The following is a 24,109-nucleotide window of genomic DNA, read 5'->3' as shown; positions in this document are numbered from 1 at the left end:
TTTACAAGAGGGATATTTCCAGTATCCCTTTTTTTATTTCATTATCTCAGCATTTATTTTATAAATTAATACTCATTTTTTTGGTAAAACCCCAATCAAATCAATGATTGGGGTATTTAATTAAACTAAACCCTAATTAGTTAATTAAGAACCACACATCAAGCAATCATCGCCTTCACCTTCTTTGGCGCGGGCAATCATCGCTTTATACTCTTCAGGAGTCATTTCACTTCCTTCCGGTATTATTGTGTTTACTTGTGTAGCTCCAGGTATTTCTGCTGCAGCTACTGGTTGTTTTACTTCTTCTTTTTTAGAAACTGTAAACTGAATTGCGTTTACGGCAGATTTTGTTCTTAGGTAATACATTCCTGTTTTTAAGCCAGATTTCCAGCCATAGAAATGCATTGATGTTAGTTTTGCAAAATCTGCATCTTGCATAAATAAGTTTAGCGATTGTGATTGGTCAATAAAGTATCCTCTATGGCGCGCCATATCGATAATATCTTTCATACTCATTTCCCAAACAGTTTTGTAAAGATCTTTTAGTTCTTGTGGAATTTCTTCAATGTGTTGGATGGATCCGTTAGCACGCATTATATCTTCTTTCATGCTATTATTCCATAAATTCAATTCAACAAGGTCTTCTAATAGATGCTTATTTACTACAATAAATTCTCCTGAAAGAACTCTACGTGTATAAATATTAGAAGTATAAGGTTCAAAAGCTTCATTATTCCCTAAAATTTGAGATGTAGATGCTGTTGGCATTGGTGCCACCAATAAAGAATTACGAACCCCATGCTTCATTACATTTTTACGTAATTTTTTCCAATCCCATCTTCCGCTAAGGTCATCTTCATTTACCCCCCACATATTAAATTGGAATTCACCTTCAGACATTGGTGAACCTTTAAAGCTAGAATATGGTTCTTTAGCCTTCGCAATTTCCATAGATGAAGTTACAGCTGCAAAATACATCGTCTCAAAAATATCTTGATTCAATTGCTTTGCTTCATCAGATGTAAATGGTAAACGTAATTGAATAAAGGCATCAGCCAAACCTTGAATACCCAAGCCAATTGGTCTATGGCGGAAATTTGAATTTTCTGCTTCTTTTACAGGATAATAATTCTGATCAATTACTGTATCTAGATTTCGAGTTACTTTTTTAGTAACATCAAATAATTTTTTATGATTGAAAACTTTCTTGCCATCTGCACTTTCCGTAATGAACATTGGCATTGCAATAGAGGCTAGGTTACACACAGCTATTTCGTCTTTTGCTGTGTACTCCATAATTTCAGTACATAAATTTGAAGAGCGAATTACACCTAAATTCTTTTGGTTCGTCTTTCTGTTCACTGCATCCTTATAAAGCATATAAGGTGTACCTGTTTCAATTTGAGATTCTAGAATTTTCTCCCAAAGATCACGTGCCTTAATAGTCTTACGACCTTTACCAACTTGCTCATAACCCTCATATAATTTTTCAAATTCATCTCCATAAGTATCAAATAAATGAGGACACTCATTTGGACACATCAAAGTCCATTCGCCATCTTCTTGTACACGCTTCATGAATAGATCTGGAATCCACATCGCATAGAACAAATCGCGAGCACGCATTTCTTCTTTACCATGATTCTTTTTAAGGTCTAAAAAGTCAAAAATATCTGCATGCCAAGGTTCTAAATACATCGCGAAAGAACCTTTACGTTTACCGCCACCTTGATCTACATAACGAGCAGTATCGTTAAATACGCGTAACATTGGCACAATTCCGTTAGAGGTACCATTAGTTCCTCTAATATATGAACCAGTAGCTCTAATATTATGTAAAGAAAGGCCTATACCTCCAGCAGATTGAGAGATCTTAGCTGTTTGTTTTAATGTGTCATAAATACCATCGATACTATCATCTTGCATTTGTAATAAGAAACAAGATGACATTTGTGGTTTCGGTGTACCTGCGTTAAATAATGTTGGTGTTGCATGAGTAAAGTATTTTTTACTCATCAATTCGTAAGTGGCTATTGCTTCGTCTATATCTTCTTTATGGATACCAATAGATACACGCATTAACATGTGTTGTGGACGCTCAACGATATCTCCATTTATCTTTAATAAATACGAACGCTCTAATGTTTTAAATCCAAAATAATCGTAACCAAAATCTCTATTATAAATGATAGTCGAGTCCAACTTTTCAGTATTCTTCATCATAATTTCGTACACATCATCTGCAATCATCGGCGCTTTTTTGCCCGTACGAGGGTTTACGTATGTATACAAATCAGTCATTGTTTCAGAAAATGACTTCTTCGTGTTTTTATGTAAGTTAGAAACGGCTATTCTAGCTGCAAGCTTAGCATAGTCTGGGTGTTGTACTGTCATTGTAGCTGCAATTTCTGCTGCTAAATTGTCTAGTTCTGATGTTGTTACACCATCATACAATCCTTCAATTACACGCATTGCTACTTTTACCGGATCAACAAGTTTATTTAATCCGTAACACATTTTTCTTACCCTAGAGGTAATTTTATCGAACATCACCGGTTCTCTCTTGCCGTCTCTTTTTACTACAAACATATGTTACATTATTTAGGTTTAGGTTAGGTATATTTTTTTGCCTTTCGGCGGATAATCTATTTATTGAGATTGATTATAAAGACTTTTTAAGTCTAAAAATCGGCATCAAAACTAATTGCGCCAGTACCACCAGACTTAACGCCTGCTTTTTGATACTCAGACACTCTCTTTTCAAAGAAATTTGTTTTCCCTTCTAATGAAATCATCTCCATAAAATCAAAAGGATTAGTAGCATCGTACACTTTATCACATCCAAATTCTAACAATAATCTATCTGTTACAAATTCTAAATATTGCGTCATTAACTTGGCATTCATCCCAATCAAACTAATCGGTAATGACTCTGTAATAAACTCACGTTCGATACTTAAAGCATCTATAATGATTTCTTTAATACGTTCTTTTGGTACTTTGTTTACCATATGCGTATTGTGTAAGTGTACAGCAAAATCACAATGCATTCCTTCATCGCGAGAAATTAATTCATTCGAAAAAGTTAATCCTGGTAATAGACCTCTTTTCTTTAACCAAAAAATTGAGCAAAATGCGCCAGAAAAGAAAATACCTTCTACAGCAGCAAAAGCAATTAAGCGCTCGGCAAAACTCGGAGACTCAATCCATTTAAGAGCCCAATCTGCTTTTTTCTTAATAGCAGGAAAGTTCTCAATAGCTCTAAACAATGTGTCTTTTTCCTTTTCGTCTTTTACATAGGTATCAATCAATAAAGAATAGGTTTCAGAATGGATGTTTTCCATCATTATCTGAAAACCATAAAAGAATTTTGCTTCAGAATACTGTACTTCGTTTACAAAGTTTTCAGCTAAATTTTCATTTACAATACCATCAGAAGCAGCAAAAAATGCTAAAATGTGTTTTATAAAATAGCGTTCGTCATCATTTAATTTTGTATTCCAATCGTTTAAATCTTGGTGTAAATCAATTTCTTCAGCAGTCCAAAAACATGCTTGTTGTTTCTTGTACCAGTCCCATAAATCATCATGTTGAATTGGAAAAATAACAAATCTGTTGTCGTTGGGTTGCAAAATTGGTTCTATCTGTGACATTCTGTTTAGTTTAATGCGAAAAATGGTGGGTTGATTTTTATGCTAAAATCGGACGTCAACAAATATTCGATTTTTTACTGAAAAATTAAAGTTATAATTATCCACAATCAACGGTGAGTTTTTAACAAAATGAAAAAAGTTGAAATTTTCCTTAACAAAAACTTAACATTTAATTTACTGATTATCAATAAATTAAAAAATCAACCCCGTTGTCTTGAGCAGCGTTTACTGGGTTTTCGCAATTCTGCGTAAAACGAAAAAATGGCCAACTTAAGTTGGCCATTTTTTTATTAAAGATTAATTAAAAAAGGGGAAATCTGATTTTATAAAACTACTAAGTTCATTTTCGCCAAAACTCTCGTTTTTATAGCTTTAAATCAAACTAATTTGTATACTTTGTAATTATTAATGTATAAATGGTCAATTCTCTAATAAATAAGGTTTAAATATATTTCTATTGCAGAATAATCTTCTTACTAAAATTGCTGTTAGCTGACTTTATATTTAAAATATAAACACCTCTTGGAAGTTGAGAAAGACTTATAGTATTTGTGTTAATTTTTTGTGTTAATTTTTTTCCATACAAGTCACTTATTGATATTTCTTGTACAAAATGAGTAGAACGAATATGTAAAGTTTCTTTTTTAACATCTACAGAAATGCTCACAAATACTTTAGAAGATGATCTTACAATATCTTTATGAGGTTCTGTTTTATTAATGCTCACATAATCTCTACCACTATACACAATTTGATCAGAAATATCTGACATTATATTTTGCGCATTAAGACCAAGAGCAATAAAAACAACGAGTAAATAAAGTTTCTTTTTCATAGCAGATGATTTTTAAGAAGACCTTAAATAGTTGGTTTATAGCCTTATAAATATACAATAATTATTTTAATTTCCAAAAGAGTGTATATCTATGACTCTCAATAATTAAAATAGTTTAAACTTTATGTTACAAAATTGGTAAAATAGGCTATGTAATTCCAGAGGGAAATACCTGAATTTATAAGGGGTTTTTCCTGTAAATTTGTGTTAAAGTTTATTTTTGGAGTTTCTGAGCGACCTTTTCGAGTTCTAAATACCAATCTTCACCGAACTTTCGAACAAGAGCTTCTTTTACAAATTTATAAATAGGTACTTGTAATTCTTTTCCTAAAGTACAGGCATCGTCACAGATTTGCCATTTATGGTAATTTACTGCAGAGAATTCTGAGTAATCTTGTACACGAACAGGGTATAAATGACAAGAAATAGGCTTTTTCCAGTCAATAATTTCTTGATTATAAGCTTCTTCAATACCACATTTTGCAATACCTTTTTCGTCATAGTTTATGTAAACACAACTATCATCACTTGGTATTAAAGTCGTTTCATATTCGCCATTTACAGTTACATACAAACCTTGATCTTCTATTGCTTCAATACCTTCTTTAGTTAAAAAAGGTTTTACTTTAGGGTAAATATCCATTAATATTTTTAGTTCTTCTTCTTCTAACGGCGCCCCTGCTTCACCGTCTACACAACAAGTCCCTTTGCAAGCAGATAGATTACACACAAATTCATTTTCGATAATCTCTTCAGAGACTATAGTTTTACCTAGCTGAAACATGCCCCAAAAGTACTTATTTTTTCTATGTAACTTTACAATAATTTAATCTCTAAATCCATTTTCTTTCAATAATTTTGCCGCATAAAACAAAAAGATAATGAACTTTAACTTTAAGGAAATGTTTACTGCTTTTATGGTCTTGTTTGCTGTAATTGATATTATTGGTAACATTCCTATCATTATAGATCTTCGTAAGAAAGCTGGGCATATTCAATCTGAAAAAGCATCATTAATTGCAGGAATTATTATGATTATCTTTTTGTTCTTAGGTAAAAGCTTACTGAACCTTATTGGTATTGATGTTAATTCTTTTGCAGTGGCAGGTGCTTTTATTTTATTTTTTATTGCCTTAGAAATGATATTAGGAATTACGCTTTATAAACATGAAGAAGGGAGTGAAATGACCGCATCAATATTTCCTATTGCATTTCCACTTATTGCTGGTCCTGGTAGTTTGACTACTTTATTATCACTTAGAGCTGAATTTCATATCGAAAATATTATTGTTGCTGTTTTGGCCAATGTTTTGTTAATCTATATTGTACTTAAAACCTCAGCTAAAATAGAACGTATCATTGGCCCTAGTGGAATTAATATTATACGTAAAGTATTTGGTGTTATTCTATTGGCTATTGCTGTAAAGCTTTTTGCAGCAAATATTAAAGTTTTGTTCTAATATGTACGACGCGCTGATCATAGGTGGAGGAACAGCAGGTATGTCTTGTGCTTTGGTCTTAGGGTCAGCACATCAAAAACCTTATGCCGAAGATAAAAAGATTGGTATTATTGCACATCAAAAAGCGTCACACTTACAAACAGCCTTGTTTAATAACGTATTAGGATTACCACCAAAAACCACTGGTGAAAGCATTCTTAAAAGTGGTTTAGAACAACTCTCTGAACTATACCCACATGTTGACCAAATCTTAAATGAAAAGGTGTTAGAGGTAAAAGGTGATTCAGGTAATTTTACTATTATCACAAATAAATCATCGTATAATACCAAGCTGTTAGTAATTGCAGTTGGCTATACAAATGCATTCTTTATAAAAGGATTACAACAGTACGTAGAGCCTCATAAAAAAACCAAGTCAGAAAAGCAACGTATTCAATTAAAAAATATAGATCATTTAGTGGCCGATGGTGTCTATGTTGCTGGCACTTTAGCTGGGTGGCGTAGTCAATTTTCTATTGCTTCTGGTAGTGGAGCTGCTGTTGCAACCGATATATTAACCTTGTGGAATAATGGTGAGCACACCAAAATTCATGATAAAGTAAATTAAAATTCCATTTTTTATAGGAATTTTAATGTTTTACATAATCTATTTGATGCTCTAAATCTTTAATTTTATCTAGCATTTTATCATTCTGATTTAACACTAGATAAAAAGCATTATCATCAAATAAAAATTGAGCAAACAAGGCTTTTAAGTAGATTTTAATATACGATTTATCACCCACTTCTCCATTATAATCTCGCTTAATTATATCTAAATATTGGTTTAATATCTTTTTGTCTTTATCAAAACTTTGAATAAAAGCTGCTAGCGAAAGCTGTTCTAATTCTTTTCTATTGTTGTCAACATAATTAAAGACAAAGTTATTCATGGCTCTAAAATGAAATGCTCCAAAATAAGCAGTAGTGTCAATAGAGACAAACTCATCTGGTATAATACCACCGCCGCCATAAACGGTTTTACCTTTTGGTGTTGTATATTTTAAAGAATCTACTACTTTAATACTATCTACACTCTGCAGTTCTCCATTTAAATATCGTTCTTGAAAATCATCATTATAGTATTGGTCTTTGTCTTCACCTTCATATGGCTTTTGAATAGAACGACCAGTTGGGGTATAATATCTAGAAACTGTTAATCGTACTGCTGAACCATCGCCCAAGTCCATTTCTTGTTGAACTAATCCTTTACCAAAAGAGCGACGCCCAACAATGATACCTTTATCATTATCTTGTAATGCACCGGCTACTATTTCACTAGCTGAAGCTGAATTTTCATCGATTAACACATATACTTTACCATTTTCGAAATCACCTTTTTGAGTTGCAAACGATTTGTCAACTTTTCCTCCTTTGTTTTTAGTGAAAACGATCAATTTATCATCTTCTAAAAATTCGTCAACCATTTTTGTGGCTACTCCTAAAAAACCTCCTTGATTTCCTCTAAGGTCTAAAACCAAACTATTCATATCTTGATCTATCAAAGCATCCAATCCTTTTTTGAATTCTTTATACGTAGTAGCAGCAAATCGACTTACTTTAATATAACCTAAGCTGTCATTAATCATATAATAAGCATCAACACTTTTAATAGGTACATTGCCACGCTTAATTGTAAAATCTAGATGCTGGCCTTCACTTTTTCTATAGACCTTAATCTTAACTTTTGTATTAGGCTTTCCTTTTAAGGTTTTTAGAATATAATCGTTGTTGATTTGTTTCCCGTAAAGGGTATCTTTTTCAGCAATTAATATTCTGTCTCCTGCTTTTAACCCTGCCTTATCACTAGGGCCGTTCGGAATTACTTTAATAACAGTAATTGAATCTTTATGCATTCTAAATTGAACGCCAATACCGACAAACTCTCCATTCATTTGCTCGGTTATCTGATCATGATCTGAAGCAGGAATATATACCGAGTGCGGATCAAGTTTTCCTAAAATCTGACGAATAGTACCGTCTAATAAACTGTCTGTATCAATCTTATCTACATAATCGTATTGAATGTAATCAATCAGACGTTTAATTTTTGCTTCTTGCGGATTTCTATTAAAAAGCATTACTGTATTTTTCTTAGGGTAATTTAGTGTGCTCCCTATAAAAATACCTAAAGCAACTGCTAATGCTAAAAATATTGGAATATATATTTTGTTTTTAGAACTCATTTTGATCTATGTGTACTAACTCAACGCCAGCTTTTTGTAAAAATTTTAGTCCAGAATCATCTTTGTAAGCATCTGCAAACACCATACGTTTGATTCCTGATTGATGAATTAACTTACTGCATTCTTTACAAGGCGACATAGTTATATAAAGTGTGGCTCCTTTACAACTTTGTGTCGAAGATGCTACTTTTAAAATAGCATTAGCTTCTGCATGTAAGACGTACCACTTGGTATAATTATTTTCATCTTCACAGACATTCTCGAAACCAGTAGGTGTGCCGTTATAACCATCAGAAATGATCATTTTGTCTTTTATTATTAATGCTCCTACTTGTTTACGTTTACAGTATGATAATTTTGCCCATTCTTTCGCCATCTTTAAATAGGCAATATCGTACTTACGTTGCTTCTCTTCTGTCATTTATTAATTAGCTGTTAGTCAAAATATAAACTCCGAAACTAACAGTTTATTTTAATATAGCAAAGAACAAGCAAAAATTGTTTGAGCGCTGTTAAAATTTTACCAAAATTTACGTTCGAAAAGCATTGGTAAAATGATGCCAATAACTATAGAAGATAGTATTAAAATCCAATCTCTTTTTTTAACTTTTAGAAAATCTTGAGCTATGAAGCCCGCTAATAAAATAAGTGCAACAACAACTATCTGAGCCAATTCTACACCTAAAGCAAAATAGAGCATTGGTAATAATTTATAGGCAGAATCTTCAATGGTAATTTTTAATAAAGTTGATAAACCTAGCCCATGAATTAATCCAAAAAATAAGGCAAAAAACTGATTTATATTTGACTGATGAAAACTCTTTTTATTAACCATAATTAAGTTTACAAAGGCTGTTATAAAAATGGTTAGCAAGATTAAAAATTCGATGATTTCTGCTTTAATCTTGATGATTTCATAAACCGACAAAGCTAATGTAATTGTATGCCCAATAGTAAAGAAGGTAATTAACCAAAGGGCTTTTTTCCAATCTTTAAAAGTGTAAACCACAGCTAAGACAATAAAGAATAGTATGTGATCGTACGCATTCCAATCGAGTACATGTCGAAAAGCTAATTCTATAAACAATTTAAAATCGTCCATGTCCAAAAGTAATAAAATCTATTTTTTGAGTTTGTTAAACAAATCCCAAAGTACGACACCACAACTCACAGAAATGTTTAAAGAATGTTTAGTGCCAAATTGTGGGATTTCAATACAATAGTCTGAGGCCGAAACAACTTCTTGTTGAACTCCTTTTACTTCGTTACCTAGAACAATTGCCAGCTTTTTGTCTTTAACAGGATGGAATTCGTCTAACATAATAGTATTATCTGCTTGCTCTATAGAAACAATCTGAACTCCTTCTTTTTGAAGTTCTTCAATTAAAGTCAAAGTATCTTCAGCATATTCCCAATCAACCGAGTCTGTAGAGCCTAAAGCAGTTTTATGAATGTCTTTATGTGGTGGCTTTGCAGTAATACCACACAAGTAAATTTTTTCAATTAAAAAAGCATCACTTGTTCTAAAAACAGAACCTACATTATTTAAACTTCTAATATTATCGAGTATAACAATTAGTGGAGTTTTCTCAGCTTTTTTAAAATCATCATTCGATAATCTCTCAAGTTCGCTATTTTTCAATTTTCGCATAAAAAATGCTAGGTTTACATTCTAATAATTAACTTCGCAAAACTAACCTAAAACTGTTAGAATTGGCAAAAACCAAAGAGAAAAAAGTTACTCCTTTAATGAAACAATATAATAGTATTAAGGCTAAATATCCTGATGCTATGTTGCTTTTTAGAGTTGGTGATTTTTATGAAACTTTTGGTGAAGATGCAATAAAAGCAGCACAGGTTTTAGGTATAGTTCTAACCAAACGTGGCGCGGGTAGTGAAACTGAAACTGCTTTAGCAGGATTCCCACATCATTCATTAAATACCTATTTGCCAAAATTGGTAAAGGCTGGTATGCGTGTGGCGATTTGTGACCAGCTCGAAGATCCTAAACTGACGAAGAAGATCGTAAAGCGTGGTGTAACTGAGTTAGTGACACCAGGTGTTGCCTTAAATGATGAGGTACTACAATCTAAAACTAACAACTTTTTAGCAGCAATTCATTTTGGTAAAAGATTGATAGGGATTTCTTTTTTAGACGTTTCCACTGGTGAGTTTTTAGTAGCTGAAGGTAATGATGAGTATATAGATAAGCTATTACAAAACTTTAACCCAAGTGAGGTATTAGTTCAAAAACAACATAAGGTTAAATTCAATGAAGTTTTCGGTGAACGTTTTAATAATTTCTTTTTAGACGATTGGGTTTTTCAAGAAGACTATGCCAATGAAAGTTTAACCAATCATTTCAACATACAATCGTTAAAAGGTTTTGGTGTTGATGATTTAACAAATGGAATAATTGCAAGTGGGGCTATTCTTTTTTACTTATCGGAAACACAACATAATAAGCTAGAGCATATTTCCTCGATTCAAAGAATTAAAGAAGATCATTATGTGTGGATGGATCGTTTTACTATCCGTAATCTAGAGTTATATTATTCATCATCTCCAGAAGCGGTTACTTTACTAGATATAATAGATAGAACCATATCACCTATGGGCGGGCGATTATTAAAGCGCTGGTTAGCCTTACCATTAAAGAATTTAAAACAGATTCAAAAGCGTCATGAGATTGTAAAATATCTCATCAATAAAGATGATTTTTATCAAACGGCAACTTATCAAATAAAACAAATTAGTGATATAGAGCGATTAATTTCTAAAGTAGCTACTGCTAAAATTAGTCCTCGTGAAGTTGTCTTATTAAAAGATTCATTAAAAGCTATTATTCCTGTAAAGGAAGCTGCTGAAAAAAGTGAAAACAAGTCACTAAAAAATTTAGGCAAAAACCTGCATACGTGTCAAGAGCTAATTGATAAGATTACCAAAACTGTCTATAACAGTGCGCCAGTAAATATTAATAAAGGAAACGCGATTGCTAATGGCGTATCAAGTGAGCTCGATGAGCTAAGGTCGATAGCAAATTCTGGTAAAGAATATCTAGATAATATGCTGGCTCGAGAAACCGAGCGAACAAATATACCAAGTCTTAAGATTGCTTTTAATAATGTGTTCGGGTATTATATAGAAGTGCGCAATACGCATAAAGATAAAGTGCCTGAAGAATGGATTCGCAAACAAACCTTAGTGAATGCCGAACGATATATTAACGAAGAACTTAAAGAATACGAAACAAAGATTCTTGGCGCTGAAGAAAAGATTGGGCAGTTAGAACAGCAATTGTTTGCCGAATTACTGCATTTTATGTTAGGGTATATCCAACAAGTACAACAAAATGCACAACAAATAGCTTATTTAGATTGTTTATGCTCATTTGCCCAGATTGCTAAAGATCATAATTATGTTTGCCCAACCATGGATGATAGTACCGATCTCGAAATTAAAAACGGTCGTCATCCTGTAATTGAAAAACAACTACCGATTGGTGAAGAGTATATTGCTAATGATGTGGTTTTAAATCGTAATCAGCAACAGATTATTATGATTACCGGGCCCAATATGAGTGGTAAATCGGCTATTTTGCGCCAAACTGCATTGATCGTTTTATTAGCGCAGATGGGTAGTTATGTGCCTTCACAACAAGCTAGAATTGGTGTTGTAGATAAGATATTTACACGCGTAGGCGCTAGTGATAATATCTCAATGGGCGAATCTACTTTTATGGTAGAAATGAACGAAACTGCGAGTATCTTGAACAACATTTCAGACCGTAGTTTAGTCTTATTGGATGAAATTGGTAGAGGCACCTCAACTTACGACGGTATTTCTATTGCTTGGGCAATAGCAGAATATTTGCATGAACACCCTAGTAGAGCAAAAACCTTATTTGCAACGCATTATCATGAGTTGAATGATATGTCCGAAACGTTTGAACGTATCAAAAATTTCAATGTATCAGTAAAAGAACTAAAAGATAATGTGATTTTTTTACGCAAACTGGTACCTGGCGGTAGTGAACATAGTTTTGGTATTCATGTTGCCAAACTAGCAGGTATGCCAACTTCAGTATTGCATCGTGCTGAAAAAATGTTAAAAAAATTAGAGGAAAGTCATAGCTCAGAAGAAATAAAAGACAAACTAAAACAAGAAGCTGAAAATGATTTACAATTAAGCTTTTTTAAACTAGACGACCCTTTATTAGAAGATATTAAAGAAGAAATTCTGTCGACTAATATTGATACTCTAACACCTATTGAAGCATTAATGAAATTGAATGAAATTAAGAGGATGTTGATAGGGAAGTAAATTTAACTACTCTCACTTAACCTTTTATACTATCTTTACCCCAAGTTTTAGACTATGCATTTTTTATTTATCAGTGGTGCCGAAATATTTGTGATCTTAGTGATCGTTCTTATGCTTTTTGGGGCAGATAAAATACCAACCATGGCTCGTGGTTTGGGTAAAGGTATGCGCCAATTAAAAGATGCCACCAACGAGATAAAGCGCGAAATCACAGAAACCGCCGAAAAGCAAGGTATCGATACCGAAATGACTAAGAATATCGAGGAACAAATCAATACGATTCAAGAAGATGTAGAAGAAATTACAGGCCCCATAAAACGTAATTTCTAATTGGAGCTATTAGATAACATTATTAATAGAGACAAAGAACTATTTGTATATCTCAACTCGTTAGGTGTAGAATCTTGGGATCAATTCTGGATGATTGTTACCAATCAGTTTAATTGGATACCACTTTTTGCATTATTATTCTTTCTTATTTTTAGAGCTTATGGCTGGAAAAAAGGATTACTATTAGTTTTAATAACTGCGTTGCTAGTTACTTTTTCAGATCAGTTTGTTAATTTTATTAAAGATTATTATGGGCGATTACGACCGAACAATGACCCTACAATTAATCAAGTGATTCGTATTTTAAAAAGACCTAGTAGTTTTAGTTTTGTTTCTGGTCACTCAACCACTTCTTTTGCGGTAACTACTTTTATGATTCTTACATTACGGAAGTTTTATAAGCATTCTTACCTACTACTTATTTGGCCAATTTTATTTGCGTATAGTAGAATTTATGTAGGTGTTCACTTTCCTGTAGATATTTTTATGGGAATGTTATTAGGTATACTTGAAGGGTTTGTTTTTTACAGAATGAGTCTAGCTTTATTCAAAAAATTACCCGAAAACCGTAAATCATTCAGTTAATTATTTAACTCTACTTATTGTCAATCCGTCTCTGATAGGCAACAATACTGTTTCAACTCTGACGTCTTCTTTTAAAAGCGTATTATATTCAATCAATGCGGTAGTGTCTTCATCTTTTGGGTCTGGTGTTTCAGTTACTTTACCGCTCCACAATACATTGTCTGATAAGATAACTCCACCTTTATTCATCTTTTCAATTACTGCATGAAAATAATTTCCATAATTACTTTTATCGGCATCGATAAATACAATATCAAAAGAATCTTCAATTATAGGTATAATTTCTAAAGCATTACCTAGGTATTGTTTTATTTGATTTCCATATCCTGACTTGTCAAAATATCTTTTCTGAAAATCGAACAATTCTTCATTAATATCTATAGTGTGTAATATCCCTTCTTTTGATAAACCCTCGGCTAAACATAATGCTGAATAGCCAGTATAAGTTCCTATTTCGAGTATAGATTTTGGCTGTACTAATTTAGAAATCATAGACAAAATTCTCCCTTGAAAATGACCACTCAACATTCTTGGTGCTAATACTTTTTGCCATGTTTCTCTACTTAATTCTTGAAGTAATTGTGTTTCGTCTTCAGAATGCGCAACCGCATAACTATCTATATTCTCTGGTAAAAAATGCATTTTAATGTTTTTGTAAAGATAAAAAAAGCGACACTAGTTAGTGTCGCTTCTATATTTTAGAATATTCTTTTCTATTTATCTACTCGAGCAATTTTTTCTTTTAAAACTACTTTATCTTTTTCAGTCAATTTATGTTCGCATTCTTCTTTTTGCAAATGCTTATTACAAGCTTTTGTAAGCTTCCCATTTTGTCTAGAATACAAACTACAAATCTTGCACCTTAGAACATGTATATTAAGCTGTATTAATTCCCAAAAAGAAGCCTCTTTATACTGGTTTTTATTACAAATAGTTGTTGCTTCTTCGCAACTAATAAACAATCCTTTACTCATTATTAATTTATTTGGCAAACCAATTACTTTCTAAACATTTACGCAGTTGGTGTCTTGCTCTATGGATAATTACCCACAGATTAGACGGCGTGATGCCTAGCTCATTACATATTTCTTCAGTTTCGTATTGTTGTACATTCTTCAATAAAAAAACAATTCTATACTTGTCTGGTAAATTGGTAATACATTTATCTATAGCATTTTTTAATTCTACATTTTCAATATCTTTCTCCGCTTCATTATCCCACATTTTAGGCACACGTTCCTCTATCCAATTTCCTTTATTTTCGCCATCTTCATAAAAATTCATTCGGACTTCTGCTTTCCCTTTGGCTGAGTTAATTTTTCTATAATGGTCTATTATTTTTCTCTTAAGAATAGAAATTAACCAAGTTCGTTCCGCCGCTTGTCCTCTAAAGTTTTTCATCGCTTTTAACCCGGAAAGGAAAGTTTCTTGAACTATATCTTTTGCCAATTCATCATTATCTATACGCGTAATGGCATAATTATATAAATAGTCTGAGTGTAGATCTACCCACTTATCAGGATCTAAAGTATGTAACGTGGCTGTTTCAGTCATAAATGGTCAATTCTCGACTATTAGACGATAAATATACAATCTTTTACATTCTAACATTAATTATTTGCCGATATGAAATAATGCATCACCCCTATTAATGATTGGGAAGTTATTAAGTCCGAAAATATAACCATCAAAAGGAGCTTTAACGCTTGTTACTGTTTCGCCATAAGTATCAGTAATATATCCTAAAATTTGTCCTTTACTAACTTTATCTCCGTTCTTAATTCTACTATTAAAAAGTCCGGCAATTTTAGCTCGAACCCATCTTCTTTGAGTTAATTCTATCGCTTTTTCAGTTCTTGGCTTTTCCTTTCTTTCAGGAATCATTTTAAAATATTCTAAAATGTTTAATATGCCTTCTGTTCCTTTTCGGATGGCAAATTTATCCAACCTTAATGCCTCACCTGCTTCATAAACAATAATAGGAACATTATGTTTATGGGCTTCTTTTCTAAAAGATTTTGCAATAAGATTTGATGCAAATTGGAAAGGTGCATTAAAAATTTTTGCTAATTTTTTACTTTCTTCTGAGTTTGGCGTGTATCGTATTTGAGGATAGTTACTGCGTTGTGCTCCTCCAGTATGAATATCTATTCCGAAATCTACATTATTAGCAATCTCTTTCATATGGAAATAGGCTATTCTACTAGCCAAAGATCCTGCTTTGCTTCCAGGAAAACTACGATTCATATCTTTTCCATGTAAATCACGAGATAAATTTAAAAACCCAAACACATTCAATAACGGAACTACAATAACACAACCTCGTTTTACTTTAAAAACGCCTTTAGCCAACATTTTTCGAACGAGTTCGATACCATTAACCTCATCTCCATGCAAACCTGCTTGTACTAAAACCGTTGGTCCTTCCTCTTTACCATTAAATACATAAATAGGAATCTCGATAGCTGTACCAGTAGGCAAACGATCTATTTCAACTTTAATTAATTTGTTTTCACCAAGAGCAACTACTTGCCCTCTAATTTCTACGGGTTCGTTTCTGAAATTTTTGTCGAACATTGGTTTCTAAAAATTTAATAATATGCTCTGCTATATTCACTTTGGTGTATGCTTCTACTCCTTGAAGTCCGGGCGAAGCATTCACTTCTATCAATAATGGTCCTCTTTTAGATCGGATCATATCAACTCCTGCAACTGGCAAACCTAAATATTTAGCTGCTCGCAAAGCAATTCTTATTTCTTTATCTGTTATGTCTGCTATTTCACCCGTACCGCCGCGATGTATGTTCGATCTAAACTCACCCATCTCTCCTATTCTCTTCATTGCAGCAACAACTTTATTACCAACCACAATGGCACGAATATCTTCACCATTAGATTCTTCTATATATTCTTGAAGCATGAAGCTAGCATTCATAGTGTAAAAAGTATCCATAATTGACTTTGCAGATTTTTCAGTTTCGGCTAATACCACTCCTAATCCTTGAGTACCTTCCTGAAGTTTTATAATAATTGGAGGACCTCCTAACAGCTCTATTTGTTCTTTGATATTCTTGGTATTTGTTGAAAAAACGGTTTGAGGTATCGGTATGTTCTTTCTATTCATTATCTGAAGTGTACGCACTTTATTCTGAGCTCTTAAAATTCCTAAAGAACGTGCAGTACTAAATACACTATTCATTTCAAACTCTTTTACTATTGCCGCACCATGTCTACTTACCGAAGCACCAATTCTAGGAATAATGACTTCTGCTTTATCTATAATATTTTCACCATCAAAAATTATTTGGGGGCGTCCTTTTCCCAACCTAACTGAGCATTTTGTATGGTTGATTACGCGTATATCATGACCGCGCTCTTCCGCCTCATCAACCAATCGTTTAGTAGAGTAGATGTTTTCGCCAACAGATAGAATAAAGATCTTCATGAGGTTTTATCGCAAGACAGTGTCAATTTCTATTTTATTTTCTAAAGTTCTATGAACCGGGCATCTATTAGCTATTTCTAATAATCTTTTTCGTTCTTCAAATGTTAAATTTCCGACCAATTCAATAGTTCTTACAAACTTATCGATTTTTGCTGTTCTATCATCACTACAACTATTACAATCTTCTGCGTGCTGTTTAAAGTGTTCTAAGTGCACTAATACTTCATCCAAATCCCATTTTTTTCTGTCTGCATACATTCTTAAAGTAATAGCCGTACAAGAACCTAAAGCAGAAAGCAACAACTCATAAGGAGTTAAGCCCGTATCTTGCCCACCATAATTTTTAGGTTCATCAGCAATTATAGAGTGTGCTCTAGCGGCTATTTCAGTTCTATATTTAGATCGGCCAATTCTAACAACAGTTTGCTTATCTGTTTCTAAATTTTTCTGTTCTTTAAAAGAAACATATCGTTTGGCCCAACTAGCAACTATTTCTCCGACATAAAAAGAATTGTCTTTATTGGTTAATAAATGATTTGCTCCGTCTAATGATATGAAACTTTTGGGGTGGAAAGCTGCATTATAAATTTCTTTAGCATTTTCTATTCCAACTGTGGTGTCTTGTGGCGAATGTAATACTAATAAAGGTTTTCTTAGGTTTTTTAAAAGCTTTGTCATATCCTTTGACCCAATATCATCTAAAAATTGCTTTTTTATTGTGAACTGCCTCCCAGCAATATCAAAAGTGGCTTCACCCTCTTGGGTTATATCTTCAATATGGTCTTCAAATAGATGTTCTACATGTGATGGATTTGAGGGCGCTCCAATAGTAACAACTGCTTCAATCGAATCTATACTGTCGGCAGCATAAATACTAGCGGCTCCACCTAAAGAATGCCCTATAATAATTTTTGGCGATTGATAATTATCCTTTAAATACTCTGCAGCAGAGATCAAATCATCAATATTGGTTGTAAAATTAGAATCTGCAAAATTACCTTCGCTATTTCCTAAACCGCTAAAGTCAAAACGCATAACTGCAATCCGATTTTTGGTAAGAGCTCTAGAAATATTTCTTACAGCCGTAAAGTTTTTGTTCCCTGTAAAGAAATGGGCAAACAGTGCAAATCCTCTCGGTTTTTGATCTATAGGAAAATCAATACTACCTTCTAACAATAGGTTTTGCTTATTTTTAAAATGAATTTTCTTGCTGTACATAATTTATTCTTTGGCAATTAGTCGAAAAAATAAATTCAATTTACTTTTCTAAGATTTGTCTTTTAAAGTTACCGTTTTAAAATCATTCTAAATAAGAAAAAATGGCATATTTCGCTTTTAAGAGCTAGACCTATGTCTTACATTTGTATAACATTATTAAACTAACTCAAAATGAGCGGATTTTTTAAATCTTCGATAGGAAGAAAAGTTGCAATGGCACTTTCTGCTTTCTTCCTTATGATATTTTTACTTCAACATTTTGCAATTAACATCTTATCGGTTTTTAGTGCAGATGCTTTTAATGAAGTATCCCATTTTATGGGAACCAACTGGGCAGTTCAATATTTACTGCAGCCTGTACTAATTTTTGGTGTAGTATTTCATTTTGTTATGGGTTTTATATTAGAAATTCAAAACAAAAAAGCACAAGGTGTAGCCTATACTAAAAATAATGGTTCGGCAAACTCTTCTTGGGTAAGTAGAAATATGATCTTTAGTGGTCTTGTTATTTTAGCATTTATAATTTTGCATTTTATAGATTTTTGGTTTCCAGAAATCAATACTAAGTTTATTCAAGGTGATTGGTCTGGTTTGCATGACGGAGAATTTAGATATTTTCATGAATTAGAACATAAATTTGAAAGCCATATAAGAGTAATTGCATATGTAATAGCTTTTGTATTCTTAGCATTACACTTGTTACATGGCTTTTCTTCGGCTTTTCAATCAATGGGGGTTACTGAAGGAAGAAAAAAAACATTAAAAAATATCGGTAAGGCATATGCTATATTAATTCCGTTAGGGTTTGTTTTTATTGCATTATACCATCATCTTAAACATGTATTATCATAACATATGGCAACTTTAGATTCAAAAGTACCTAAGGGTCCAATTAAAGATAAGTGGACGGATTATAAAAATCATATTGATCTAGTAAATCCTGCTAACAAACGTCTAATTGATATTATAGTAGTTGGTACGGGTTTAGCTGGTGGTTCAGCAGCAGCTACTTTAGCAGAGCTAGGTTATAATGTAAAAGCATTTTGTTATCAAGATTCTCCTCGAAGAGCGCATTCTATTGCTGCTCAAGGGGGAATAAATGCTGCAAAAAACTATCAAGGCGATGGTGACTCTACATACAGATTATTTTATGATACTGTAAAGGGTGGTGATTATCGTTCTCGAGAAGGTAATGTTTATCGTCTTGCAGAAGTGTCTGCCAATATAATCGATCAATGTGTAGCTCAAGGAGTTCCCTTTGCCCGTGATTATGGAGGATTGTTAGATAATCGTTCGTTCGGTGGTGTATTGGTGTCAAGAACATTTTATGCTAAAGGGCAAACAGGCCAACAACTATTATTAGGAGCCTATTCTGCGATGAATCGTCAAATAGCTCGTGGTAAGATTCAAATGTACAACCGTCATGAAATGCTAGATGTGGTTAAGATTGATGGAAAAGCTAGAGGAATTATTGCAAGAAATCTCATTACTGGCGAAATAGAACGACACTCAGCACATGCTGTAGTGATTGCCTCAGGTGGTTATGGTAATGTCTATTTCTTATCAACAAACGCCATGGGTTCCAATGCCACTGCTGCCTGGAAAATTCATAAAAAAGGTGCTTATTTTGCTAATCCATGCTATACTCAAATTCACCCAACTTGTATTCCTCGTTCAGGTGATTATCAGTCTAAATTAACCTTAATGTCTGAATCACTTCGTAATGACGGACGTATTTGGGTGCCTAAGAATATGGATGATGTAATGGCAATTCGAGAAGGGCGTAAAAAACCAACCGATTTGTCTGAAGAAGAAAGAGATTATTACTTAGAGCGACGTTACCCTGCTTTTGGAAATTTAGTGCCTCGAGATGTTGCTTCTCGTGCTGCTAAAGAACGTTGCGATGCTGGTTATGGAGTAAATGCTACTGGTGAAGCTGTGTATTTAGATTTTAAGGCAGCTATTGAACGCTACGGAAAAGAACAAGCTAAAATACACGGGATAGAAAATCCTTCAAAAGAAAAAATTACTGAATTAGGTGAAGGAATTATTGAGGCCAAGTATGGCAATCTTTTTCAAATGTATGAGAAGATCGTAGACGAAAATCCATATAAAACTCCAATGATGATTTATCCTGCAACGCACTATACTATGGGTGGCGTTTGGGTTGATTATAATTTAATGACTACCGTTGACGGATTGTACTGTATTGGCGAAGCTAACTTCTCAGACCATGGTGCTAATCGTTTAGGTGCTTCCGCACTAATGCAAGGTTTAGCAGATGGTTATTTTGTATTACCGTATACAATTGGTGATTATTTATCTAACGATATTAGAACAGGTCCAATTTCTACAGAAACTAAAGAGTTTGAAGAAGCTGAAAAAGAAGTTAAAGATAAAATCGACTTCTTTATGAATAATAAGGGAACAAAATCTGTCGATTACTTCCATAAAAAACTTGGTAAAGTAATGTGGGATAAGGTAGGAATGGCACGTAATGAAAAAGGTTTAAAAGAAGCTATGACTGAGATTAAGCAAATACGTGAAGAATTCTGGAAAGAAGTAAGAGTTCCGGGTAGTGCTAACGAAATGAATCCTGAATTAGAAAAAGCAGGACGTGTAGCTGACTTTTTAGAGTTAGGTGAATTATTTGCTAAAGACGCTTTAATGCGTAATGAATCATGTGGTGGACACTTTAGAGAAGAGTCTGTAGAGCTAGACGGTGAGCAAAAAGGCGAAGCAAAGCGTAATGATAAAGATTATGCATTTGTTGCTGCATGGGAATTTAAAGGTGAACCAAGCGATGCTGTTTTGCATAAAGAAGAGTTAGAGTTTAAAGACATCGAATTAAAACAACGTTCATATAAATAATTTAGACATTATGAATCTTACATTGAAAATTTGGAGACAAAAAAATGCTACCACTAAAGGTAAAATGGTAGATTATAAAGTAACTGATATTTCAGAACATATGTCTTTTTTAGAAATGATGGATGTTCTAAATGAACAATTAATCAATTCTGGTGACGAGCCTATAGCTTTTGATCATGATTGTCGTGAAGGAATTTGTGGTATGTGTTCAATGTACATAAATGGAGAAGCTCATGGGCCCGACAGAGGTATAACAACTTGTCAATTACATATGCGTATGTTTAAAGATGGTGATACAATTACTATTGAGCCATTTAGAGCAGCTGCTTTTCCAGTTATTAAAGATTTAGTGGTAGACAGAACTGCTTTTGAACGTATTCAACAAGCCGGTGGGTATATTTCAGTAAACACTTCTGGAAACACTCAGGATGCAAACTCTTTACCAATATCTAAACATGCTGCTGATGAAGCTATGGATGCAGCAACATGTATTGGTTGTGGTGCTTGCGTAGCAACTTGTAAAAATTCTAGCGCTATGTTATTCGTTGGGGCAAAAGTATCTCAATATGCCTTATTACCTCAAGGGCAGGTGGAAGCAGCAGATAGAGTTAGAAATATGGTAGCCCAAATGGATTTAGAAGGGTTTGGCAATTGTACAAACACAGGTGCTTGTGAGGTTGAATGCCCTAAAGGTATTTCGTTAGAGAACATCGCTCGTATGAACAGAGAATTAATGAAAGCTTCAATAAAATAGCTTTCTTATAATATTTATCTTTTTAAAATACAGAATCCCAAGTTTAATGCTTGGGATTTTTTGTTAGTTTTATATCATGAATTTCAGTTCAAAGCTTCCAAACGTAGGTACTTCTATCTTTACAGTAATGAGTGCTCTAGCTAACAAACATAAAGCCATAAATTTATCTCAAGGTTTCCCTAATTTTAAAAGTGATCAAAAACTCATTGATTTAGTTAATAATGCGATGGATAAGGGTTACAATCAATATGCTCCCATGCCCGGAGTTTTAGAATTACGCAAAGCCATAGCTCATAAGTTTGAATTGCTATACAATACTTCATATAATGCAGAAAGTGAAATTACAGTAACTGCGGGAGCCACACAGGCTATTTTTACGGTTATATCAGCGTTTGTAAAACAGGGTGATGAAGTAATAATATTTAGCCCAGCATATGATTGTTATGAACCAGCAATAGAGCTAAATGCTGGTAAAACGATTTCAATTCAATTAAAAGCTCCCGATTATGCTATTGATTGGGAAGAAGTCAAGGGAAAAATATCATCAAAAACCAAGATGATCATTATTAATACCCCACATAACCCAAGTGGAGCTGTTTTCTCTAAAGAAGATATACTTACTTTACAAAAACTCACTGAAGGAACGGGCACTATAGTGTTAAGTGACGAAGTTTATGAGCATATAATTTTTGATAAAGAACAACATTTAAGCGCGTGTTTATTTCCTAATTTAAAATCTCGAAGTTTTGTAGTTGCTTCTTTTGGGAAGACATTTCATAATACAGGTTGGAAAATGGGGTATTGTTGTGCTCCAAAAGAATTAATGCAAGAGTTTAGAAAGGTGCATCAGTTTAATGTGTTTTCTGTGAATCATCCAGTGCAGATAGCTTTAGCTGAATATTTAAAAGAACCTGATAATTATGTGGAGTTAAATGACTTTTATCAGAAAAAAAGAGATTTTTTTTTAGATCTTATTAAAGATTCTCAATTTAAATTCATTCCTGCTAAAGGTACATATTTCCAATCTCTAGAATATTCAAATATTACTGACGAATCGGATGTAGACTTTGCGAAGCGGTTAACTATAGAGAACAAAATAGCTTCAATTCCTTTATCGGCCTTTAATGAAAATGGATTAGATCAAAAAATGTTGCGTTTTTGTTTTGCTAAGACTGATGATACACTACAAAAGGCAGCTGAAATTTTAAATACTATTTAAAATGCAAGAAGAATTAAGAGTGGCAATAATACAAGCTGATCTAGTTTGGGAAAACTCAGAACAAAACAGGAATAATTTTTCGGAGAAGATTGATTCAATTTCGGAAGCTATAGATCTTATTATCCTTCCTGAAATGTTTACCACTGGTTTTACAATGAATCCTGAAAATGTTTATGAAACGATGCAAGGTGAAACAGTTCAATGGATGAAAAATATAGCAAAAGCTAAAAATGCTGCAATTACAGGGAGTATCGTCATTAAAGAAAATGATAATTATTATAATCGCTTACTTTTTGTTCACCCAAAAGGTACAATAGAGCAATATAATAAACGACATACATTTACCTTGGCAGGTGAAGATAAGGTTTACTCTGCGGGCTCAAAAAAACTAGTTGTTGAATTTCGTGGGTGGAAAATTTACCCATTAATTTGTTACGATTTGCGTTTCCCAGTATGGGCAAGGAATACCGTAGATTACGACCTCCTTTTCTACGTAGCAAATTGGCCTAAGCCAAGAATTACTGCTTGGGATACGCTTTTAAAAGCTCGAGCAATTGAAAATATGAGCTATTGTATTGGAGTAAATAGAGTTGGTTTAGACAATAACCAATATGAATATTCTGGTCATTCAGCTGCTTATGATGTTCTTGGTGAAAAAATATCGAATATCAATCCTGACAAAGAAAAAACAGAGATAGTAACGCTTATAAAATCACAAATTAAAAAATATCGAGAAAAATTACAATTCTTAAATGACAGAGATCACTTTTCTATAGGTTAAACCATTGTTGCCAAGGTATTCTACTCAACATTAATAATAAAGCCAGGCCATAAAAAATAGCAATCTTTTTAAACTTATTATTATCTACTATTTGTTTTTTGTGTATTGACCAACCTACTGTAATCAAAATAATTGCCAATAACATAATTAAAGGATGTTCTACAGCTAATAAGCGATTTGTCGCGTCAACTCCGTTAGCTTTCATAGATTTATACCACGGACTCATAAAATACCATCCTAGGCCAATTAAAAGCTGAATATGAGTGACTATTAAAGCAAACAATGAAACACGTAAATCTTTGTCTTTAAATTCTCTTTTAGAAGTAAACCCTATAATAGCATTTACAACAGCAACTAGTAGTATTAAAAGAACTACATAAGCCCAGTAAGAATGTAACATTTTCATCATA

General features: G+C 33.1%; 25 protein-coding genes. 10 read left to right on the top strand and 15 right to left on the bottom strand.

Annotated elements, in window-relative coordinates:
- Positions 1-144: 144 nt before the first annotated feature.
- The 4 genes from AC3IF2_RS12475 to AC3IF2_RS12460 form a co-directional block, all read right to left on the bottom strand.
- On the bottom strand, positions 145-2,589 hold the full coding sequence (locus AC3IF2_RS12475; RefSeq protein ID WP_489167763.1) for a ribonucleoside-diphosphate reductase subunit alpha: 2,445 nt from the start codon (positions 2,587-2,589) through the stop codon (positions 145-147).
- A 92-nt stretch (positions 2,590-2,681) separates the two neighbouring features.
- Positions 2,682-3,653 (bottom strand): ribonucleotide-diphosphate reductase subunit beta, encoded by a 972-nt coding sequence (locus tag AC3IF2_RS12470; RefSeq protein WP_489167761.1) that lies wholly within the window; start codon positions 3,651-3,653, stop codon positions 2,682-2,684.
- Between the two features lie 454 nt (positions 3,654-4,107).
- Complete coding sequence (locus tag AC3IF2_RS12465) at positions 4,108-4,488, bottom strand: T9SS type A sorting domain-containing protein (RefSeq protein WP_489167759.1); 381 nt, start codon at positions 4,486-4,488, stop codon at positions 4,108-4,110.
- A 214-nt stretch (positions 4,489-4,702) separates the two neighbouring features.
- Positions 4,703-5,272 carry a DUF3109 family protein gene (locus tag AC3IF2_RS12460; RefSeq protein WP_489167757.1) on the bottom strand — a complete coding sequence of 190 codons (570 nt, stop codon included), beginning with the start codon at positions 5,270-5,272 and terminating at the stop codon, positions 4,703-4,705.
- A gap of 97 nt (positions 5,273-5,369) precedes the next feature.
- Here AC3IF2_RS12460 and AC3IF2_RS12455 point away from each other — a divergent pair, with 97 nt between their 5' ends.
- Together AC3IF2_RS12455 and AC3IF2_RS12450 are read left to right on the top strand one after the other, a co-directional pair.
- Positions 5,370-5,948 carry a MarC family protein gene (locus AC3IF2_RS12455; protein WP_489167755.1) on the top strand — a complete coding sequence of 193 codons (579 nt, stop codon included), beginning with the start codon at positions 5,370-5,372 and terminating at the stop codon, positions 5,946-5,948.
- Between the two features lies 1 nt (position 5,949).
- Positions 5,950-6,555 (top strand): FAD-dependent oxidoreductase, encoded by a 606-nt coding sequence (locus tag AC3IF2_RS12450; protein ID WP_489167754.1) that lies wholly within the window; start codon positions 5,950-5,952, stop codon positions 6,553-6,555.
- Between the two features lie 22 nt (positions 6,556-6,577).
- On the opposite strand, the gene AC3IF2_RS12445 is transcribed toward AC3IF2_RS12450, so the two are convergent.
- From AC3IF2_RS12445 to AC3IF2_RS12430, 4 genes are all read right to left on the bottom strand, one after another.
- On the bottom strand, positions 6,578-8,173 hold the full coding sequence (locus tag AC3IF2_RS12445; protein WP_489167753.1) for a S41 family peptidase: 1,596 nt from the start codon (positions 8,171-8,173) through the stop codon (positions 6,578-6,580).
- Positions 8,163-8,594 (bottom strand): deoxycytidylate deaminase, encoded by a 432-nt coding sequence (locus tag AC3IF2_RS12440; protein ID WP_489167751.1) that lies wholly within the window; start codon positions 8,592-8,594, stop codon positions 8,163-8,165. Before AC3IF2_RS12440 ends, AC3IF2_RS12445 begins: the two co-directional genes overlap by 11 nt.
- Positions 8,595-8,693: 99 nt before the next feature.
- Positions 8,694-9,275 (bottom strand): HupE/UreJ family protein, encoded by a 582-nt coding sequence (locus AC3IF2_RS12435; RefSeq protein WP_489167749.1) that lies wholly within the window; start codon positions 9,273-9,275, stop codon positions 8,694-8,696.
- Positions 9,276-9,293: 18 nt separating this feature from the next.
- Complete coding sequence (locus tag AC3IF2_RS12430) at positions 9,294-9,824, bottom strand: RNA methyltransferase (RefSeq protein ID WP_489167747.1); 531 nt, start codon at positions 9,822-9,824, stop codon at positions 9,294-9,296.
- A gap of 62 nt (positions 9,825-9,886) precedes the next feature.
- On the opposite strand from AC3IF2_RS12430, the gene mutS reads away from it, so the two are divergent.
- Genes mutS through AC3IF2_RS12415 form a run of 3 tightly spaced genes read left to right on the top strand, consistent with a single transcriptional unit; the run spans position 9,887 to position 13,411 of the window.
- Positions 9,887-12,496 carry a DNA mismatch repair protein MutS gene (mutS, locus tag AC3IF2_RS12425; RefSeq protein ID WP_489167745.1) on the top strand — a complete coding sequence of 870 codons (2,610 nt, stop codon included), beginning with the start codon at positions 9,887-9,889 and terminating at the stop codon, positions 12,494-12,496.
- Between the two features lie 54 nt (positions 12,497-12,550).
- On the top strand, positions 12,551-12,826 hold the full coding sequence (locus AC3IF2_RS12420) for a Sec-independent protein translocase subunit TatA/TatB (RefSeq protein ID WP_489167743.1): 276 nt from the start codon (positions 12,551-12,553) through the stop codon (positions 12,824-12,826).
- Positions 12,827-13,411 carry a phosphatase PAP2 family protein gene (locus AC3IF2_RS12415; RefSeq protein WP_489167741.1) on the top strand — a complete coding sequence of 195 codons (585 nt, stop codon included), beginning with the start codon at positions 12,827-12,829 and terminating at the stop codon, positions 13,409-13,411.
- On the opposite strand, the gene AC3IF2_RS12410 is transcribed toward AC3IF2_RS12415, so the two are convergent.
- From AC3IF2_RS12410 to AC3IF2_RS12385, 6 genes are all read right to left on the bottom strand, one after another.
- Positions 13,412-14,053, bottom strand: a complete 642-nt coding sequence (locus tag AC3IF2_RS12410; protein ID WP_489167739.1) for an O-methyltransferase — start codon at positions 14,051-14,053, stop codon at positions 13,412-13,414.
- Positions 14,054-14,124: 71 nt separating this feature from the next.
- Positions 14,125-14,385 carry a hypothetical protein gene (locus tag AC3IF2_RS12405; protein ID WP_489167738.1) on the bottom strand — a complete coding sequence of 87 codons (261 nt, stop codon included), beginning with the start codon at positions 14,383-14,385 and terminating at the stop codon, positions 14,125-14,127.
- A gap of 7 nt (positions 14,386-14,392) precedes the next feature.
- Positions 14,393-14,965 carry a sigma-70 family RNA polymerase sigma factor gene (locus AC3IF2_RS12400; RefSeq protein WP_489167736.1) on the bottom strand — a complete coding sequence of 191 codons (573 nt, stop codon included), beginning with the start codon at positions 14,963-14,965 and terminating at the stop codon, positions 14,393-14,395.
- A 60-nt stretch (positions 14,966-15,025) separates the two neighbouring features.
- Complete coding sequence (locus AC3IF2_RS12395) at positions 15,026-15,988, bottom strand: succinylglutamate desuccinylase/aspartoacylase family protein (protein WP_489167734.1); 963 nt, start codon at positions 15,986-15,988, stop codon at positions 15,026-15,028.
- Positions 15,948-16,856 carry a RimK family alpha-L-glutamate ligase gene (locus AC3IF2_RS12390; protein ID WP_489167732.1) on the bottom strand — a complete coding sequence of 303 codons (909 nt, stop codon included), beginning with the start codon at positions 16,854-16,856 and terminating at the stop codon, positions 15,948-15,950. Before AC3IF2_RS12390 ends, AC3IF2_RS12395 begins: the two co-directional genes overlap by 41 nt.
- A gap of 6 nt (positions 16,857-16,862) precedes the next feature.
- A complete protein-coding gene (locus AC3IF2_RS12385) occupies positions 16,863-18,074 on the bottom strand; it encodes a bifunctional alpha/beta hydrolase/OsmC family protein (RefSeq protein WP_489167730.1) in 1,212 nt (403 codons plus the stop codon).
- 171 nt (positions 18,075-18,245) lie between these two features.
- On the opposite strand from AC3IF2_RS12385, the gene AC3IF2_RS12380 reads away from it, so the two are divergent.
- From AC3IF2_RS12380 to AC3IF2_RS12360, 5 genes are all read left to right on the top strand, one after another.
- Complete coding sequence (locus AC3IF2_RS12380) at positions 18,246-18,926, top strand: succinate dehydrogenase cytochrome b subunit (protein WP_489167728.1); 681 nt, start codon at positions 18,246-18,248, stop codon at positions 18,924-18,926.
- A 3-nt stretch (positions 18,927-18,929) separates the two neighbouring features.
- Positions 18,930-20,945 carry a fumarate reductase/succinate dehydrogenase flavoprotein subunit gene (locus AC3IF2_RS12375; protein WP_489167726.1) on the top strand — a complete coding sequence of 672 codons (2,016 nt, stop codon included), beginning with the start codon at positions 18,930-18,932 and terminating at the stop codon, positions 20,943-20,945.
- Positions 20,946-20,955: 10 nt separating this feature from the next.
- A complete protein-coding gene (locus AC3IF2_RS12370) occupies positions 20,956-21,699 on the top strand; it encodes a succinate dehydrogenase/fumarate reductase iron-sulfur subunit (RefSeq protein ID WP_489167724.1) in 744 nt (247 codons plus the stop codon).
- A gap of 76 nt (positions 21,700-21,775) precedes the next feature.
- Positions 21,776-22,918, top strand: coding sequence for a methionine aminotransferase (locus AC3IF2_RS12365; RefSeq protein WP_489167723.1), 1,143 nt, complete (start codon positions 21,776-21,778; stop codon positions 22,916-22,918).
- A 1-nt stretch (position 22,919) separates the two neighbouring features.
- On the top strand, positions 22,920-23,699 hold the full coding sequence (locus tag AC3IF2_RS12360) for an amidohydrolase (RefSeq protein ID WP_489167721.1): 780 nt from the start codon (positions 22,920-22,922) through the stop codon (positions 23,697-23,699).
- Here AC3IF2_RS12360 and AC3IF2_RS12355 read toward each other — a convergent pair.
- Positions 23,689-24,105, bottom strand: a complete 417-nt coding sequence (locus AC3IF2_RS12355) for a hypothetical protein (RefSeq protein ID WP_489168012.1) — start codon at positions 24,103-24,105, stop codon at positions 23,689-23,691. The two genes, AC3IF2_RS12360 and AC3IF2_RS12355, sit on opposite strands and share 11 nt — an antisense overlap.
- Positions 24,106-24,109 lie beyond the last annotated feature (4 nt).

The organism is Maritimimonas rapanae (assembly GCF_057837205.1).
Note: the sequence above shows the minus strand (reverse complement) of the source record. Positions and strands in the feature narration are given on the sequence as shown.